The organism is Pseudarthrobacter sp. RHLT1-30-1, from assembly GCF_059383415.1.
In genome coordinates, this window is record NZ_JBWZCG010000013.1 from 62,454 (window position 1) to 78,319 (window position 15,866).

Sequence of the window (15,866 nt, forward strand, 5' to 3'; positions counted from 1 at the left end):
GCCTTTATGAACACCGAGTCGTCATTGTCCGTCGTCCTCGCCGGCGGCGGAACAGCCGGACACATCAGTCCGCTCCTGGCCATCGCGAACGCGCTCCGGGAGGCCCGCCCCGGGGTACGGCTCCTCGCGGTGGGAACACCTGCCGGGATGGAAGCCCGGCTGGTCCCCGCCGCCGGGCTGGACCTCGCCACAATCAGCCGGGTCCCGTTCCCGCGGCACCTGTCGCTGCAGGTGCTGCGGCTGCCCGGACGCCTGGCCGGGGCCGTGAAACAGGCCGGGGCCATCCTCGATGAGGCCAGGGCCGACGTCCTGGTCGGCGTCGGAGGGTACGTCTGCACGCCGATGTACGTCGCCGCCTGGCGCCGGAAGATCCCCATTGTCATCCACGAGGCGAACACCCGCCCCGGGCTGGCGAACCGGGTGGGCGCACGGCTCGGCGGACACGTCGCCGTCGCCTTCGAAGCCACCCGGCTGGGCGCCGCCCGGCACGTCGGCATGCCGATGCGCCGGGAAATCTCCGGCCTGGACCGGAGTGCTGCCCGGAACGAGGCCCGGGCGGCCCTGGGCCTGGACCCGCAGCGTCCGGCCCTGATTGTCACCGGCGGCTCCTCGGGCGCCCAGAGCATCAACCGCACCATCGCCGCGTCGGCGGGACTCCTGGCCGACGCCGGCATCCAGACCCTGCACCTCACCGGTCGGGGCAAGGCCGTCCACGACGCCGACGGCAGGCCGCTCGAGGCCCCGGGTTACCAGCAGCGCGAGTACGTTGACGGGATGGAAACCATCTACGCCGCGGCCGATCTGCTGCTGGCCCGCGCCGGCGCCGCCACGGTCTGCGAGGTCGCCGCCGTCGGGCTTCCCGCCGTCTTCGTTCCGCTGCCCATCGGCAACGGCGAGCAGGCGCTCAACGCCGCCGGACTCGTCGCGGCCGGCGGCGCCCTGCTCGTGGACGACAGCACGTTTTCACCCGAGTGGGTCACGGAGAACATCATCCCGCTGCTGCGGGATCCGGACCGCCTCGCCGGGATGGCGGCCAGCTCCGCACAGCTCGGCATCCGGGACGGCGCCGAACGGATGGCCGCCCTCGTCCTTGAAACGGCTGCCGCCGCCACGGCAAAACCCGTGAAGCAGCACAGCAGGAAGCGATAGCGGAAATGACCCAGCCCGAAGACCCGAACACCCCCAACCCCGCCCGCACCGGGCAATCCCTCGGCCGGGTGCACTTCATCGGCATCGGCGGCGTGGGAATGTCCGCCGTCGCCCGCATCATGGTGGCCCGCGGCCTGCCGGTCAGCGGCTCCGATGCCAAGGACCTGCCGGTCATGAATGACCTGGCAGCGGCCGGGGCGCGGATCTGCGTCGGCTACGACGCGGCCAACCTGGGCGACGCCCAAAGCGTGGTCGCCGGCTCTGCCATCCGCCCCGACAACCCCGAGCTGGCGGCGGCCCGGTCGGCCGGACTGCCCGTGCTCCACCGCTCGGAGGCGCTGGCGGCCGCCATGGCCCACGACACCGCCGTGACCGTGGCCGGCACGCACGGCAAGTCCACCACGACGTCGATGATCACCGTCCTGCTGCAGGGTGCCGGGCTTGACCCGTCCTTCGCCATCGGCGCGAACGTTCCCGCGCTGGGCGTCAACGCGGCCAGCGGCACTTCGCCGATCTTCGTCGCGGAAGCCGACGAATCAGACGGATCCTTCCTGAACTACCGCCCGCAGATCGCCGTCGTGACCAACGTTGAACCGGACCACCTCGACTACTACGGCACCGCCGAGGCCGTCTACGCCTCCTTCGACCGGTTCACCGCCTTGCTCCCGGCCGACGGGGTGCTGGTGGCCTGCGCGGACGACGCCGGAGCCAGGGCGCTGGCCATGCGGACGCTCGAGCGCGGCAACACCCGTGTGGTGCTTTACGGCACCGGCAACGACGCCGACATCGTGCTGCACGACGGCGGCCCGGGGGACGTCTCGATCTCCACCCCGGCCGGACGCTTCGCGCTCGAGCTGCACGTGCCCGGGCGGCACAATGCGCTGAACGCGGCTGCCGCCTTCGCCGTCGCCCTGGAACTCGGCGTCGACCCCGCCGTGGCGGCCGGCGCGCTGGCACACTTCACCGGGGCGTCCCGGCGCTTCGAGTTCAAGGGCTCGGGCCATGGCGTCCGGGTCTACGACGACTACGCCCACCACCCGACCGAGGTGCGCGCCGCCCTGTCCGCCGCACGGTCGGTGGCCGGCGGCCACAAACTGCACGTCCTCTTCCAGCCGCACCTGTTCTCGCGCACCCGCGAATTCGCCGCGGAGTTCGCCGCGGCGCTCAACGCCGCCGACACGGCACTGGTCCTGGACATCTACCCGGCCCGCGAAGACCCGATTCCCGGCGTCAGCAGCCAGCTGATCGCCGCCCACCTGGGTCCCGGCGGCCGGCTTGTCGGGCCGGGCGCGGAGGCTGTGCAGTCCGTGGTGTCCGCGGCCGCGCCCGGGGATATCGTGCTCACTGTCGGAGCCGGCGACGTCACGGCCTACGGCCCGCTGATCGTTGCGGCCCTGAACGACGGGGTCCCCGGTGCCTAGCACCCGGCGGCCCAGCTACCGGACCGGCGGGCCCCGGCAGTCGCCGGCGCGCGGGAAACCGGCGCCCTCCGATGTCATCTCCGCGTCCAAAGACGGCGGCCCCACGGGCACCGGCGCCGGCGCCGCGGGCGTTAAGACACAGACACCGGTGCCCCGGGCGGCCCGGGACAATGTGCTGTCCTTTCCTGAGCCCAAGGCCAAGCGCCGCAGGCGCATCTGGCTGGGTGTCGTCGGATCCCTGGCCGTGCTGGTCGCGGGAATCATCGCCGCGGCGGTCTACTCGCCCGTCCTGGCGGTGCAGACGGTCACCGTGGAAGGCACCAAACTGCTGACCGCCGACCAGGTCCAGTCGGCCCTTGCGCCGCTGCAGGGCAAACCGCTGCCGCAGATCAGCGACGGCGACGTCACCGCCCTGCTGCAGCCGCTGGTCCAGGTCAAGGAAGTCACCACCCAGGCCCGCCCGCCCTCGACGCTGCTGGTCAAGGTGACCGAACGCGTGCCGGTGGCTCTGGTCAAGCAGGGCGACGCGCACCAGCTGGTCGACGTCGACGGCGTGAAGCTTAGCGATACCGCGGACCCGGCGTCGACGCTGCTTCCGGTCATTGACGGCGGAGGCGGCACCCTGCCCCAGGACCTCTTCCATGCCATCACCGGAGTGCTGGGGGCGCTGCCCGCCGATGTGCTTGCCAGGCTCTCCAACGCCTCGGCCAAATCCGTGGATGCCGTGGAGCTCAAGCTGGTGGACGGCCAGACGATCGTCTGGGGCAACGCGGGGGAGAAGGAGCTCAAGGCCAAGGTCCTGGCGGCCTTGTTGAAGGCTCCCGCGGACCCGAAAAACCCGGTCCGGATCTACGATGTCAGCGTGCCCCGGCACCCGGTCACCCGATAGCCGTCAATCACTTGGCCGGTGCCATTTTGCCGGTAATACCGCGACACGCGGGCCCGGTAATTGAATGTCATCTACATAGGAAATAGCGTCACTGCATGAGTTACTTGACATAACTATAACCTTCAAGTCGAAGGTTAGGGTTCAAACCTTCAAGCCCGACTCCAACAGTTTCGCAACAGAACACGAACAAGGGACACGTAACGTGGCAGCTCCGCAGAATTACTTGGCCGTCATCAAGGTCGTCGGCATCGGCGGCGGTGGCGTGAACGCAGTCAACCGCATGATCGAGGTGGGTCTTCGCGGCGTCGAATTCATCGCCGTCAACACCGATGCCCAGGCATTGTTGATGAGCGATGCAGACGTCAAGCTCGACATCGGGCGTGAGTTGACCCGCGGCCTCGGAGCCGGCGCGAACCCGGACGTCGGCAGGCAGGCCGCCGAGGACCACGCCGAAGAAATCGAAGAGGTCATGCGCGGCGCTGACATGGTCTTCGTCACCGCCGGCGAAGGCGGCGGCACCGGTACCGGCGGCGCGCCCGTCGTCGCCCGCATCGCCCGCTCGCTCGGCGCGCTGACCATCGGCGTCGTCACCCGACCCTTCACCTTCGAGGGCCGCCGCCGCGCAGGCTCCGCCGAGGCCGGCATCGACGCCCTGCGCGACGAAGTCGACACGCTGATCGTCATCCCCAATGACCGCCTGCTGTCCATCAGTGACCGCAACGTCTCCGTCCTGGACGCCTTCCGCTCGGCCGACCAGGTCCTGCTGTCCGGTGTCCAGGGCATCACCGACCTGATCACCACGCCCGGCCTGATCAACCTCGACTTCGCCGACGTCAAGTCCGTGATGCAGGGCGCAGGTTCGGCGCTGATGGGCATCGGTTCGGCACGCGGCGAAGACCGCGCCGTCAAGGCCGCCGAACTGGCGATCGCCTCCCCGCTGCTTGAAGCATCGATCGACGGGGCCCACGGTGTCCTGCTGTCCATCCAGGGCGGCTCGGATCTGGGACTCTTCGAGATCAACGAGGCGGCCCGCCTGGTCCAGGAAGTCGCCCACCCCGAGGCGAACATCATCTTCGGCGCGGTCATCGACGACGCCCTCGGCGATGAAGCCCGCGTGACGGTTATCGCGGCCGGCTTCGACGACGTCAAGGCCACCTCGCCGTCCATGGACCAGTCCCTTCCGCAGTCGGCGCCGCAGCGCCCGGCGGCGCCCGCCGCTGCCCCCGCCCCGGTCCAGGCTCCGGCCTCGGCCCAGGTCCAGCCGCTGCACGCCACGGTCGGTGCCTCCGGGTATGGCGGCTGGGGCCAGCAGCGCCCGTCCGCAGTCCCGGCCGACTCAGGCTTCGACGTCGACCTGCCCTCGGTGGTGGAACCGGACCTCTCCGGCCGCCACTCCGACGACCTGGATGTCCCTGACTTCCTCAAGTAGGTCCTGCAGCACCATGGCACTGCCGGATGGCCGTGCCATGGTGCTTTCTCGTAGGATCGAAGTTCTGCAAACAAGTTTGGCGGTGTTCTGAGTGTTCTCCTGGCGGGCGGAAGTCCGGCCCGGCGTCTGGGTGGCCTTCACCGACGCCTCCGCCGGCAACCTGGCGCTCCATGTCGGCGACGACCCGGCCAGCGTCCGGCTCCGGCGCGGCGCCCTCGAAGCGGCCGTGGGGCTGGGCGGCACGCGCTTCCAGTACATGAACCAGGTCCACGGCAATGCGGTAGCCGGCATTGGCGACGCGTCGGCTGGCGGTACCCTGGCGGAGGCGGAGGCGGAGGCGGAGGCCGAGGCCGAGGCCGGCGCCGCCCCGACCGCCGATGCGATGGTGTCCCTGGGTGAACCCCTGGCCGTGATGGTGGCCGATTGTGTACCGATCGTCCTGCTGGGGGACCGGGCCGCCGGGGAGGTCCCCGTCCTGGGTGTCGTGCACGCCGGGCGCCCGGGTGTTGCATCCGGCGTCGTCCCGGCCGCCGTGGCCCGGATGCGCGGACTTGGCGCTGGGAGGGTCAGCGCCTGGATTGGCCCGTCCGTCTGCGGCGGATGCTATGAAGTCCCCGGGGAGATGCGGGCGGACGTGTCCGCCGAGGTGCCTGCAGCCTGGTGCACCACCTCCCGGGGCACGCCGGGTCTGGACCTGCCGGCCGCCGTCCGCAGCCAGTTGGGCGACGCGGATGTCCGGGTCGAGTACTCCGGCAACTGCACCCTCGAAGACGAAAACCTGTTCTCCTACCGCCGTGACCGGCACACCGGCAGGTTCGCCGGACTGGTGTGGACGGTTGCCGCGACGGCGGGTGTGCGGCCCGGTGAATGAGCAGATGAACGGGCGGGAACCCGCGGACGGGCAGCTGAACGGGCAGGAGACCGCGGATGGGCAATCCGATCCCCGGCTGGAACAGCTCCGGGACCGGCTGGCCGCCGTCCAGCGGCGCATCGACGGCGCCGTCGCGGCCGCCGGACGGCAGGACCTGCCGCCCCGGCTGATCGTCGTGACGAAATTCCACCCCGCCGCCGATGTCCGGAGGCTCGCCCTGCTGGGCATCACGGACGTCGGGGAGAACCGGGACCAGGAAGCCGCGGAGAAGGCGGGCGCGCTGGGAAGTTTAGGGCTGCACTGGCACTTCATCGGCCAACTCCAGAGCAACAAAGCCAAGTCCGTCGTTAAGTACGCCGACGCCGTGCACTCCGTCGACCGGCTCCAGCTGGCCGGCGCCCTGGCCAAAGCCATGTCCGCCGAACAGGAACGCACCGGACGGGCACCGCTGGACTGCTTCATCCAGGTCAGCCTGGACGAAGACGCAGGTGGGAACCGCGGTGGTGCCCTTCCGGCGGACGTCCCGGCGCTGGCCGGGCAGCTGGCTGAATCGGCCGGACTCCGGCTTGCCGGCCTCATGGCTGTCGCCCCCTTCGGCGCCGACCCGGCCCCGGCATTTGAGAAGCTCGCGGAGCTTTCCGCCCGTCTCACCGTTGACCATCCCGAGGCCAAGGGAATCTCCGCCGGCATGAGCCAGGACCTGGAACAGGCCATCCGGTTCGGTGCGACACACCTACGGATTGGGTCCGATATTCTCGGACCGCGTCCGGCGTTGCGGTAGGTTCAACGTATTGGAAGGTAATGGCGGGGATTCCAAGGCTGCTTAGTCATTGATCGGCCCGCTGACGGACACGATTAGGAGTCGACCATGGCCGGCGCTCTGCGCAAGACAATGATCTATCTTGGGCTCGCCGATGGCGACGAACATTACGAGTCCGAGCACCAAACATCGCATAAGGATGAGGACGATTCCATGGAGCATGACCGCGAGGAACGCCGCGCACCGGCGCCCGTCCGCGAGGCCCCCAGGGAAGAGCCCTACGCCGCTGAAGAGGAATATCGCGCACCTGTGACACCCATTAAGCGAGCGGCGTCGAGCCGCGACGAGCACACCGGACTCCGCCAGATCACCACGATCCACCCGCGGTCCTACAACGATGCCAAGCTCATTGGCGAAAGCTTCCGTGACGGAATCCCCGTCATCATGAACGTCACGGACATGGGTGAGGCGGACGCAAAGCGGCTCGTGGACTTCTCAGCCGGGCTGGTCTTTGGTCTTCGTGGCAGCATCGAACGGGTGACCAACAAGGTCTTCCTGCTGTCGCCGTCGTACGTTGAAGTCATCGGCGATGACAAGAAGATCAGCGAGACCCAGGCCGCCTTCTTCAACCAGAGCTAGTCGACGATTTCTGCAAGGATGCCAGACCGGGCCACCCGCTCTGGCATCCTTGCTGAAATATCCGTGTTGAAATAGAGGCGTAACTATCAAGAGGACACTGCGGTATCCGGAATGAACACGGAGATATGAGTTAGCTCATGGGAATTGTTTTCGGACTTGTCTATATCGCCTTGCTGTTGTTCCTGGTAGCCCTCATCATTCGGCTGGTCTTCGACTGGGTGCAGATGTTCGCACGCGGGTGGCGCCCGCGCGGCGCGGCCCTCGTCACGGCCCACGCTGTGTATGCCGTCACAGACCGGCCCCTCAAACTGCTCCGGCGGCTCATCCCGCCGCTGCGGCTCGGGGGGATTTCACTGGACCTCGGCTTCCTTTTGCTGTTCGTGGCAGTCACAATCGCCATGAACGCAACCCGCTCCCTGGCGTTTTCCCAGTCGATCTCGGCGTAGTGGGCGGCGGACCTGTCCGCGGCCCGAAACATTTAGAAACTCCGGTTTGACACTGCGGTGTTGAATTAGAGGAACCAGACCATATTTAGGTACCGTAGTTTTGACGGCCGGAAGGCCTACTGACTAACTAGACCAACGAGGTGACCAGATGGCTTTGACGCCAGAAGACGTTGTCAACAAGCGCTTTCAGCCGACCAAGTTCCGCGAAGGATACGACCAGGATGAAGTTGATGACTTCCTGGACGAAATCGTCGTTGAACTGCGACGCCTGAACCAGGAGAACGACGAGCTTCGCAAGAAGCTCGCCGAACTGGGCGCCGGCACGCCTGCCAGTTCCGCCGCCGCGGCGCCCGTCGTGGAAAAGGTTCCGGCGCCCGTCAAGGCCGACAAGGACGACCGCGCCAAGGCAGAAGCCGAGGCCAAGGCTGCTGAAGCCGCCAAGGCCGCCGAAGTTGCCAAGAAGAAGGAAACCGAGCAGGCAGCTGCCCCGGCACGCGTCGCTGCCACCCCGGCAGCCGAGTCCGCTGCAGGCCTGCTCGCCATGGCGCAGCAGATGCACGACAAGCACGTCGCGGACGGCCAGCAGCAGCGCGACAAGATCATCGCCGAAGCGCAGATTGAGGCCAGCAGCCTCGTCAACGACGCCCAAGAGAAGTCCCGCAAGATCCTCGGTGCCCTCGAACAGCAGCGCTCCGTGCTGGAACGCAAGGTCGAGCAGCTCCGCGGCTTCGAGCGCGACTACCGGTCACGCCTGAAGGCCTACATCGAAGGCCAGCTGCGCGATCTGGATGCCCGCGGCTCCGTGGCGGCCCCTGAGGTCGAAGCCACCAGCTAGGCATTAAGCAAGTATTCTGAAAGCCGGTGGCTGAGGATTCCTCGGCCGCCGGCTTTTGTCATTAACCGCGGGTCCGCCGGCGGCCGTGACCCGAGCACCCAGCACCCAGCACCCAGTCGCCGCACTGGCTCGTCAACGAAAGTCCTATGACAGACGCACCCTCACCCGATGCCACGCAGCCCGCTGAGCCCGCCCGGACCGGGCCAGCCCGGGCAGAGCCCGCGGAGCCCGCCCGCCCGCGGCCGCCCCGGGTACAGCTGCTCGCCGTATTCTTCGGCCTGGCGGCGTTCGCCTACGTCTTTGACCAGCTGACGAAACTGTGGGTCACCAGCACCATGACCGAGGGGGAGCGGATCCCCGTATTTCCCCCGCTGCTGCACTGGTACTACATCCGGAACTCCGGCGCCGCCTTCTCGATCGGCGAAAACGTCACCTGGGTGTTCACCATCATCATGACCGCCGTCTCCATCGCCATTCTGCTGCAGCTGCGGAAACTGGGCTCGCTCTGGTGGGCGCTGGCCCTTGGCCTGCTGCTCGGCGGCGCGCTGGGCAACCTCACCGACAGGCTGTTCCGCGAGCCCTCCTTCGCGATGGGCCATGTCGTGGACTTCATCCAGCTCCCCAACTTCGCGATCTTCAACATCGCCGACTCCGCCGTCGTGTCCTCTGTCGTGATTATCTGCCTGCTCACGCTGCGCGGGATCGCCCTGGACGGCACGCGCCTGACGAAGGAAACCGTCAAACATGACTCCTAAGGACCCTGCGCCCGGCCACACAACCCCGGATGACGCGACGCCGGAGGACCTGATGCCAGGCGGCGTGCTGCCGGCGGACATCCTGCCCGAGGACACTGTTCCGGAAGACATCGACGACGTCGACGAGCCCGCCGCCACGGGCGGAAAGCCGGCTGCCGCTGCGTCATCGTTCCGCTTCGTGGTCCCGGATGAGCTGGCCGGGACCCGGGTGGATGCCGGACTGGCGAAACTCATGGACATCTCCCGCTCACAGGCCGCCACACTGATCGCCGAGGGCAACGTCCTCAGCAAGAACAAAACGGTCGGAAAGTCGCTCAAACTTGCCCCCGGCGCCGTGCTCGACGTCGTCGTCCCGGAACGCCGGGACCCCCTGGAAATCGTGGAGGAAGTCGTGGAAGGCCTGAAAATCCTGCTGGACGATGACGAGTTTGTGGTCATCGACAAACCGGTCGGTGTGGCGGCCCATCCCTCACCGGGCTGGGTGGGACCCACCGTCGTCGGCGGCCTCGCAGGCCTCGGCTACCGGATCTCGACCTCCGGTTCACAGGAGCGCGCGGGCATCGTCCACCGACTCGACGTCGGAACCTCCGGAGTGATGGTGGTCGCCAAGACGGAACGGGCCTACACGGCGCTCAAGCGCGCCTTCAAGGAACGCACCGTGGACAAGGTCTACCACGCCGTCGTCCAGGGCCTGCCCGACCCGCTGGCCGGGACGATTGACGCGCCGATCGGCCGGCATCCGGGCCACGACTGGCGATTCGCGGTGATCGAGGACGGCCGTGACTCCATCACGCACTACGAGGTCCTCGAGGCGTTCGGGAAGGCCTCGCTGGTGGAAGTGCACCTGGAGACCGGCCGCACCCACCAGATCCGGGTCCACTTCTCGGCCCTGCGCCACCCCTGCGCCGGCGACCTGACCTATGGCGCGGACCCGCGGCTCGCCGCCACCCTGGGGCTCACCCGGCAGTGGCTGCACGCCCGGCAGCTGTCCTTCGACCATCCCCGGACCGGTGAGAAGGTCACCGTCACCAGCGAGTACCCGCAGGATCTGCGCTACGCGCTGGAGGTCCTGGAGTCCGGTCAGGCCTGACCAGCCTGATCAGCCTCCGGTTGGACCGGTCCAATCGGAGGCCGGGCGGAGTGCCGCGCGGAAAGGTCGGTGCGCGGCACTAGAATGGTTCGGTGACTTCCAGCAACGACTCGTTTGTCCATCTCCACAACCACACCGAGTACTCGATGCTGGACGGCGCCGCCCGGCTCGGTGAACTGTTCGACGAAACCGAGCGGCTTGGCATGCCGGCCCTCGCCACCACAGACCACGGCTACCTGTTCGGCGCCTTCGATTTCTGGAAGCGGGCCACGGACCAGGGCATCAAGCCGATCATCGGCGTCGAGGCATATGTCACTCCCGGGACCGCCCGCACGGACAAGACCCGTATCCGGTGGGGCGAGGAGAACCAGCGCAAGGACGACATCTCCGGCGGCGGCGCTTACACCCACATGACCCTGCTCAGCTACAACAATGTGGGCATGCGGAACCTGTTCCGGGCCTCCTCGATCGCCTCACTGGACTCGGTCTTCGGCAAATGGCCCCGGCTGGACCGCCAGCTGCTGAACACCTACTCCGAAGGGCTGATCGCCACGACCGGCTGCCCGTCCGGCGAGGTCCAGACGAGGCTCCGGCTCGGCCAATACCGGGAGGCCGTGGCGGCGGCCGCCGAATTCCGCGACATCTTCGGCGCCGAGAACTACTTCTGCGAAATCATGGACCATGGCCTGGACATCGAGCGGCGCGTCACCGGGGACCTGCTGCGGCTGGCCAAGGAACTGAACCTGCCCCTGGTGGCCACCAACGACCTGCACTACACACACGAGCACGACGCGAAGGCGCACGAGGCCCTGCTGGCCATCCAGTCCGGTTCCACCCTCCTGGAACCGACGTACGACAACGGCGGCTCCCGCTTCGCCTTCTCCGGCAGCGGGTACTACCTGAAGTCACCGCAGGAAATGCGGGAGCTGTTCCGCGACCACCCGGAGGCATGCGACAACACGCTCCTGATCGCCGAGCGCTGCGAAGTGTCGTTCAACACCGGAGCCAACTACATGCCCCGGTTCCCCTGCCCGGAGGGCGAGGACGAAACGTCGTGGCTGGTCAAGGAAGTCGACAAGGGACTCCAGTACCGCTACCCCAAGGGCATCCCGGACAAGGTCCGCACCCAGGCCGACTACGAACTCGGCGTCATCACCTCGATGGGGTTCCCCGGCTACTTCCTGGTTGTGGCCGACTTCATCAACTGGGCCAAGAACAACGGCATCCGGGTGGGCCCCGGCCGTGGCTCCGGCGCCGGCTCCATGGTGGCCTATGCCATGCGCATCACCGACCTCGATCCGCTGCACCACGGCCTGATCTTCGAGCGCTTCCTCAACCCGGACCGCGTCTCCATGCCTGACTTCGACGTCGACTTCGATGACCGGCGCCGCTCCGAGGTCATCGACTACGTCACCCGCAAATACGGTGACGAACGCGTCGCGATGATCGTCACCTACGGCACCATCAAGACCAAGCAGGCCCTCAAGGACTCCTCGCGTGTGCTGGGCTACCCGTTCAGCATGGGCGAGACGCTGACCAAGGCGCTGCCGCCGGCCGTGATGGCCAAGGACATCCCGCTGGCCGACATCCAGAACAAGGACTCCAAGCGCTACAGCGAGGCCGCGGACTTCCGCCAGCTGATCGCCACGGACCCCGAAGCCGCCAAGGTGTTCGAGACGGCGCTCGGCATCGAGGGCCTGAAACGCCAGTGGGGTGTGCACGCGGCCGGCGTCATCATGTCCTCGGACCCCATCATCGACGTCATCCCGGTCATGCGCCGTTTCCAGGACGGCCAGGTCATCACGCAGTTCGACTACCCGACGTCCGAGGGCCTCGGCCTGATCAAGATGGACTTCCTGGGCCTGCGGAACCTGACGATCATTTCCGACGCCCTGGAAAACATCAAAATGAACCGCGGGATCGACCTCGACCTGGAAGCCCTGGAACTGGACGACGCGGCGTCCTACGAGCTGCTGGCCCGCGGCGACACCCTCGGCGTGTTCCAGCTCGACGGCGGCCCGATGCGGTCCCTGCTCAAGCTGATGAAGCCTGACAACTTCGAAGACATCTCCGCCGTCCTGGCCCTCTACCGGCCCGGGCCCATGGGCGCCAACGCGCACACCGACTACGCCCTGCGCAAGAACAAAATCCAGGACGTCATCCCGATCCACCCGGAGCTGGAGGAACCGCTCTCCGAGATCCTCGGCGGGACCTACGGGCTGATCGTGTACCAGGAGCAGGTCATGGCCGTGGCGCAGAAGCTCGCCGGCTACACCCTGGGCCAGGCCGATATCCTGCGCCGCGCCATGGGCAAGAAAAAGAAATCGGAACTGGACAAGCAGTTCGCCGGCTTCTCCCAGGGCATGCAGGACAACGGCTACTCGATGGCCGCGGTCAAGACCCTCTGGGACATCCTGCTGCCCTTCTCCGACTACGCCTTCAACAAGGCGCACTCGGCCGCGTACGGCGTGATCTCGTACTGGACGGCGTACCTGAAGGCGCACTACGCGCCGGAATACATGGCCGCCCTGCTCACCAGCGTCGGCGACGACAAGGACAAATCGGCGATCTACCTCAACGAATGCCGGCGGATGGGCATCACCGTGCTGCCGCCGGACGTCAACGAGTCAGCGCTGAACTTCACCCCGGTCGGCACCGACATCCGTTTCGGCATGGGTGCCATCCGCAACGTCGGCGTCAACGCCGTCGAGGCCATGGTGGCCGCGCGCGAAAAGGAAGGCGCCTACACGTCCTTCAAGGACTACCTGGTGAAAGTCCCCGCCGTGGTGTGCAACAAGCGGACCATCGAGTCGCTGATCAAGGCCGGCGCCTTCGACTCGCTCAATCACCACCGGCGCGCCCTGGCCATGATCCACGAAGAAGCCATCGACTCGGTCATCACCCTCAAGCGCAACGAGGCGATCGGCCAGTTCGACCTCTTCGCCGGGTTCGACGAGGCCGAATCCGAGGCCTCCCTCAGCATCGAAATCCCTGACCTGCCCGAATGGGAGAAAAAGGACAAACTCTCCTTCGAGCGGGACATGCTGGGCCTCTACGTCTCGGACCACCCGCTTCAGGGCCTCGAAGGGGTCCTGAGCCAGCACGCCGACCAGTCCATCACCACGCTCATCGCCGAGGACGGACCGCACGACGGCGCCATCGTCACCATCGCGGGAATGATCACCTCGCTGAGCCGGCGGATCGCGAAGGCCAGCGGCAACGCCTACGCCCGTGCCGAGATCGAGGACCTCGGCGGATCCGTCGAGGTCATGTTCTTCGGCCAGGTCTACGGGCCCATCGCCTCGGTGCTGGCAGAGGACCTCATCGTCGTCGTCAAGGGACGGCTGCAGCGCCGCGACGACGGCGCCGTCGCGCTGAACTGCATGGAACTCTCCGTCCCGGACCTCAGCGAGGGCCTGAACGGCCCGCTGGTGATTACCATGCAGACCCACAAGGCGACCGAGGCCGTCGTGACCGAGCTCGGCGACGTGCTGCGGACCCACCGCGGCAAGTCCGAGGTCCGGCTGCACCTGCAGGGCGACTCCCGGGTGGAGATCATGGGCCTGCCCGTCCACCTGCGGGTTAACCCCAGCCCCTCACTGTTCGGGGACCTGAAGGTGCTCCTCGGCCCGACCTGCCTGGACAACTAGGCCCGTGTCGGCGCCGGGCGGCAGACTGGGACCCCCGCGCAGCACTGTGATCTCAAACCGGCACGCGGCGGTGCGCTACCTTGAGTGGGACATTTCCCGTCCGTGCCCGGGGCCGGTGGCGGACGTACTCGCCGGAGTGAACCTCGACGTCGTCGTCAACAATGCCGCCATCGGCAGCAGGCAAAACGCTCTTGGCGACCTTGACCCCGATGACCTGGCTGCATCGCTGAACAATAACGTGGGCGGCGCCATCCGGGTCACTCAGGCGTGTCTGGCCGGACTGTTCGCGCCGGACACAGGTCCGCGCCGTCCCCTCGTCGTCAACGTCTCCTCGCGGTTGGGATCCGCTGCCCTGCAGGCGGCCGGGGAGTTTGCCGGGTTCGGCACGAGTTACAGCTACCGGCTCTCCAAGTCTGCGCTGAACATGCTGACCTTGAGCCTGCATGAGGAGTTCGGTGACCGGCTCGACGTCTGGTCGGTGCATCCCGGAATTCTCAAGACGGGGATGGGCCGCAACGGAGCCGCCAAGGACCCCGCGGCCGCAGCGGCCGAGCTCCTGCGGGAAATCAACCTGGCCAGTTCGACCGGTCCGCGCTTTATGGAGCTGGGTTCCGGAGTTCAGCTGCCCTGGTGAGGGTTCAGATCTCGTAGTCCAGCGGGACGGGCTGGCCGTAGGAGCCCGAGTGGTACAACAGGGGAGCCCCGTCCGCGCCCACCGCACCCTCGACGACCTCGACCACCACCACGGCGTTGTTCTCGAACGAGAGCCGCATCTGGACCTTCCCGATCAGCCAGCCGGCGACGTCCTTCAGGATCGGCACCTCATGCGGTCCGAGCGCCCAGTGATCGCCCTCGAAGCGGTTGCTGGTCCGGGCAAAGCGGTCGGCAAGATCCTGGTTGTCCAGCCCCAGCATGTGCACCCCGATGTACGTGGTGTTGGCCACCGCCGGCCAGGAACTGGAGGTGCGGGCCATGTTGAAGGTGAACCGGGGCGGCTTCGCCGAAAGCGAGGCCACAGACGTCGCCGTGAAGCCGACGGGGACCCCGTTGAAGTTGGCGGTGATGATGGCCACGCCAGCCGCATGCCGGCGGAACATCTCCCTGAAGGTTCCTTCGAAGGCTTGATCCTCTGTCGCCACTGCGATCCAACTCCCTGCTGCACGTGTGTGATAGTCCTACCCTGCCAGCGTATTGCGCCTTGGATCGGGCGCGGTACTTGTTTACCCCCTGGCGTCATGTGGCACGTCATCCGGGGACCCGCGGCGTGAGGCGCCCGGCCGGCGGAAAGCTTGTTAAGGTTTGTTGCATGACGCATCCCGCAGTGCACGGCCAGTTCCAGCAGGATGCCCGGCAGGGCGGCCGGCCCGATCCCGGGCACGGGCCCGGGCAAGGGCCCGATCCCGGGCCCGGGGCATCCGCCGGCGCGACACCGTGGCGGAAGGCTGCTGTCATCGCCGCCGCCGGCGTTCCGGTCGGATTGCTGTGGTGGCTGCTTGCGCCCTCCGGCCTGAATCTTCTCTCCGGCAACCCGGAACTGCGCAGCGGCGGCAACACGGAAGGGTGGCTGCCGCGGGATCTGGTGCTGGCCGGCCTGTTCCTGCTCGCCGGCTGCATTTCCGGAGCGGTCGCCTCCGGCAGCAAGCACGACGGGCCGTCCGGCCGGGACGTTCTCCTGTCCGTGGGTGCAGGTGCCCTGGGCGCCCTTGCAGCATGGGGGACCGGCGTCGTGTGTGGGCTCTGGTGGGGAATGCCGGCGGACACCTCGGCCAGTGCCAGTATTGCCTTTTCCCTCCGCTCCTACGCGGTCCTGGCGATCTGGCCGAGCGCAGCGGCCCTGGCCATTTTCCTGAACACCGTCTTCGCCCCGGCGCCGGCCGGCCCCGAATTCCCGGCCACCAAGTAACGGGAACGTGACCCGCCGGGCGGCACGTA

The 15,866-nt window shown here is 67.5% G+C and carries 15 protein-coding genes; 14 read left to right on the forward strand and 1 reads right to left on the reverse strand.

The window, feature by feature from the left end; genetic code table 11:
- Positions 1-6 precede the first annotated feature (6 nt).
- The 13 genes from murG (at position 7) to AC50YM_RS11325 (ending at position 14,568) form a co-directional block, all read left to right on the forward strand.
- Complete coding sequence (gene murG, locus AC50YM_RS11265; RefSeq protein ID WP_494957032.1) at positions 7-1,149, forward strand: undecaprenyldiphospho-muramoylpentapeptide beta-N-acetylglucosaminyltransferase; 1,143 nt, start codon at positions 7-9, stop codon at positions 1,147-1,149.
- 5 nt (positions 1,150-1,154) lie between these two features.
- A complete protein-coding gene (gene murC, locus AC50YM_RS11270; protein WP_494957033.1) occupies positions 1,155-2,570 on the forward strand; it encodes a UDP-N-acetylmuramate--L-alanine ligase in 1,416 nt (471 codons plus the stop codon).
- A complete protein-coding gene (locus AC50YM_RS11275; protein WP_494957034.1) occupies positions 2,563-3,459 on the forward strand; it encodes a cell division protein FtsQ/DivIB in 897 nt (298 codons plus the stop codon). The genes murC and AC50YM_RS11275 overlap by 8 nt, the downstream gene beginning before the upstream one ends.
- A gap of 202 nt (positions 3,460-3,661) precedes the next feature.
- On the forward strand, positions 3,662-4,888 hold the full coding sequence (ftsZ, locus tag AC50YM_RS11280; RefSeq protein WP_494957035.1) for a cell division protein FtsZ: 1,227 nt from the start codon (positions 3,662-3,664) through the stop codon (positions 4,886-4,888).
- A gap of 91 nt (positions 4,889-4,979) precedes the next feature.
- The gene (locus AC50YM_RS11285; RefSeq protein WP_494957036.1) at positions 4,980-5,759 is read left to right on the forward strand and encodes a purine nucleoside phosphorylase YfiH/LACC1 family protein; all 780 of its coding nucleotides are present in this window, start codon (positions 4,980-4,982) and stop codon (positions 5,757-5,759) included.
- 4 nt (positions 5,760-5,763) lie between these two features.
- On the forward strand, positions 5,764-6,540 hold the full coding sequence (locus AC50YM_RS11290; RefSeq protein ID WP_494957037.1) for a YggS family pyridoxal phosphate-dependent enzyme: 777 nt from the start codon (positions 5,764-5,766) through the stop codon (positions 6,538-6,540).
- Positions 6,541-6,627: 87 nt separating this feature from the next.
- Positions 6,628-7,158, forward strand: a complete 531-nt coding sequence (locus AC50YM_RS11295; protein WP_494957038.1) for a cell division protein SepF — start codon at positions 6,628-6,630, stop codon at positions 7,156-7,158.
- Positions 7,159-7,295: 137 nt separating this feature from the next.
- The gene (locus AC50YM_RS11300; RefSeq protein ID WP_494957039.1) at positions 7,296-7,604 is read left to right on the forward strand and encodes a YggT family protein; all 309 of its coding nucleotides are present in this window, start codon (positions 7,296-7,298) and stop codon (positions 7,602-7,604) included.
- Between the two features lie 148 nt (positions 7,605-7,752).
- Positions 7,753-8,439, forward strand: a complete 687-nt coding sequence (locus tag AC50YM_RS11305; RefSeq protein ID WP_494957040.1) for a DivIVA domain-containing protein — start codon at positions 7,753-7,755, stop codon at positions 8,437-8,439.
- Between the two features lie 146 nt (positions 8,440-8,585).
- Positions 8,586-9,194, forward strand: coding sequence for a signal peptidase II (lspA, locus tag AC50YM_RS11310; RefSeq protein WP_494957041.1), 609 nt, complete (start codon positions 8,586-8,588; stop codon positions 9,192-9,194).
- Positions 9,184-10,284, forward strand: a complete 1,101-nt coding sequence (locus AC50YM_RS11315) for an RluA family pseudouridine synthase (protein ID WP_494957042.1) — start codon at positions 9,184-9,186, stop codon at positions 10,282-10,284. Before lspA ends, AC50YM_RS11315 begins: the two co-directional genes overlap by 11 nt.
- Before the next feature lie 92 nt (positions 10,285-10,376).
- Positions 10,377-13,934, forward strand: a complete 3,558-nt coding sequence (dnaE, locus tag AC50YM_RS11320; RefSeq protein ID WP_494957043.1) for a DNA polymerase III subunit alpha — start codon at positions 10,377-10,379, stop codon at positions 13,932-13,934.
- Positions 13,935-13,980: 46 nt separating this feature from the next.
- Positions 13,981-14,568, forward strand: coding sequence for an SDR family NAD(P)-dependent oxidoreductase (locus AC50YM_RS11325; protein ID WP_494957044.1), 588 nt, complete (start codon positions 13,981-13,983; stop codon positions 14,566-14,568).
- A gap of 4 nt (positions 14,569-14,572) precedes the next feature.
- On the opposite strand, the gene AC50YM_RS11330 is transcribed toward AC50YM_RS11325, so the two are convergent.
- The gene (locus AC50YM_RS11330; RefSeq protein WP_494957082.1) at positions 14,573-15,031 is read right to left on the reverse strand and encodes a flavin reductase family protein; all 459 of its coding nucleotides are present in this window, start codon (positions 15,029-15,031) and stop codon (positions 14,573-14,575) included.
- Positions 15,032-15,240: 209 nt separating this feature from the next.
- On the opposite strand from AC50YM_RS11330, the gene AC50YM_RS11335 reads away from it, so the two are divergent.
- Complete coding sequence (locus AC50YM_RS11335; RefSeq protein WP_494957045.1) at positions 15,241-15,837, forward strand: hypothetical protein; 597 nt, start codon at positions 15,241-15,243, stop codon at positions 15,835-15,837.
- The last annotated feature ends 29 nt before the right edge of the window (positions 15,838-15,866 follow it).